The organism is Ilumatobacter sp. (genome assembly GCF_049588435.1).
In the GTDB taxonomy this organism is placed as follows: Bacteria; Actinomycetota; Acidimicrobiia; order Acidimicrobiales; family Ilumatobacteraceae; genus Ilumatobacter_A.
Window position 1 is genome coordinate 1 of sequence record NZ_JBAVYV010000080.1, and the last position, 2416, is coordinate 2416.

The 2416-nt window shown below is 65.9% G+C and carries 1 protein-coding gene; it reads right to left on the minus strand.

Annotated features, from left to right (window positions below; translation table 11 throughout):
• Nucleotides 1-2391 (minus strand): multifunctional oxoglutarate decarboxylase/oxoglutarate dehydrogenase thiamine pyrophosphate-binding subunit/dihydrolipoyllysine-residue succinyltransferase subunit (locus WBV89_RS02875; RefSeq protein ID WP_423979836.1); only part of this gene is annotated, 2391 nt, incomplete at its 3' end.
• Nucleotides 2392-2416 lie beyond the last annotated feature (25 nt).

Sequence of the window (2416 nt, forward strand, 5' to 3'; positions counted from 1 at the left end):
GTCCTCACCCGAGTACCGGACCGAGCGTCCCTCGAGCACGAGCGACCCGATCGCGAGCGACTCGCCGAGCGCCCAGTCGATCTCGCCCGACTCGTACATCTTCGCCCGCTGCTCGAACTGCTTGGCCAGCTTCGGGTGGACGGTGAATCCCTCGGGGTAGTTGGTGAGCTGCTCGAAGATCGAATCGAGTCGGTCACGGTCCACGCCCGTTGCGATCGGCGGCAACACGCCCACCGGCGAGGGCGGTCGCGGGACGATCATCGACGCGGGAGCCGACGAGCGGGTCTCGTCGAGCGCCACCTGCAGCTTCGCGTGGAAGTCGGTCAGCGCCTGCTCGGCCTCGTCGATCGTGATGTCGCCACGCTTGACCAGCGACTCGACGTACAGCTTGCGCACGCTGCGTCGCTCGGCGATCGCCTTGTACATCAGCGGTTGGGTGTAGCTGGGGTCATCGCCCTCGTTGTGGCCGTGCCGTCGGTAGCAGACCATGTCGATGACGACGTCCTTGTTGAACGTCTGGCGATAGTCCCACGCGAGTTGGGCGACCCGCACGCACGCCTCGGGATCGTCGCCGTTGACGTGGAAGATCGGAGCTTGCACGGTCTTGGCGACGTCGGAGCAGTAGGGCGACGACCGCGCGTTGCCCGGCGCCGTGGTGAAGCCGATCTGGTTGTTGATGATCAGGTGGATGGTCCCGCCGATGCGATATCCGCCGGTGTCGCTCATCGCGAGGCACTCCGCGACAACTCCCTGACCCGCGAAGGCAGCGTCGCCGTGGATCAACAGCGGCAACACGGGAAACGACCCGGGCGGGTCGATCTGGTCCTGCTTGGCGCGGACCATGCCCATCACGATCGGGTCGACCGTCTCGAGGTGGCTCGGGTTGGCGGCGAGCTCGATGGCGATGTCCGCCCCCGCCGGGCTCACGTGCTTGCCCTTGGCGCCGAGGTGGTACTTGACATCACCCGACCCCTGCACGGACGTCGGATCGAGGTGCCCTTCGAACTCGGAGAAGATCGCCTCGTAGCTCTTGTCCATGATGTTCGACAGGATGTTCAGACGGCCGCGGTGGGCCATGCCGAGCACCGCTGAGTCGAGTCCCGCATCGGCCGCGTTGCCGAGGATCACGTCCAGGATCGGGACCGCCGACTCCGCACCTTCGATGCCGAACCGCTTGGTCCCGACGTACTTGGTGGCGAGGAACTTCTCGAACGATTCGGCGGCGTTGAGTCGCTCGAGGATCCGTCGCTTGTCGTCGATGCCGAACTCGCGGTGCTCGGCCTCGACGCGATCCTGCACCCACTTCTGCTCGTCGGTGTTCTGGATGTGCATGTACTCGACGCCGATCGTGCGGCAGTAGGCGTCGCGCAGAACCCCGAGCAGGTTGCCGAGTTTCATCTTGTCGGTGCCACCGACGCCGTCGGTGAGGAACTCGCGATCGAGGTCCCAGATCGTGAGCCCGTAGGTCGCCGGATCGAGCTCGCGCGGCGTGTGGGGCTCGGTCCATCTCAACGGGTCGAGGTCGGCGATGCGGTGCCCGCGCACGCGGTGCACCCGGATCAGCTTGGCGACGGCCATCTGCTTGCGCAGCATGGCCTCTTCCTTGTTGATCGGGTTCGTGTCGGGACGCCACTTGACGGCCTCGTACGGGAGGTCGAGGCTGTGGAAGATGTCCTCGTAGAAGTCGTGGTCGCCGAGCAGCAACTCCTTGACGCGCTTCAGGAACAGGCCCGACTCCGCACCCTGGATGATCCGGTGGTCGTAGGTCGAGGTGATGGTGACGACCTTGCTCAGGCCCATGTCGGCGAGGCTGGCGCGGTCGGCGCCCTCGAACTCGGCCGGGAAGTCGATCGAGCCCACACCGACGATCAGACCCTGACCGGGCATCAGGCGCGGGACCGACTGCACGGTCCCAATCGTTCCGGGGTTGGTGAGCGACACGTTCGCTCCCATGAAGTCCTCGACGGTCAACTTGTTGTTCTTGACCTTGCGGATCAGTTCGTCGTACGACGCGAGGAACTCGGCGAAACCGAGGGTGTCGGCATCGCGGATGATCGGCGTGAGCAGCGTGCGGCTGCCGTCGGCCTTCTCGACATCGACGGCGAGGGCCATGTTCACGTGATCGTTCACGACGAGGAGGGGCTTGCCGTCGTCGTCGGCCTTGTAGCCGTTCTTCATCGCCGGGACGGCGTCGGCGATCGCGCGGACGACGGCCCAGCCGATCAGATGGGTGAAGCTGATCTTGCCCTGACCGGACCGAGCACGGAAGCCGTTGACGACCTTGCGGTTGACCTCGAGCAGCTTGGCCGGGACATTGCGGAAACTGGTCGCCGTCGGAACCGCGAGGCTGGCCTCCATGTTCCGAACGATCGCCGCGCCGGCACCGCGGATCGGCTTGCCCGGCTCGGCCTCGGCC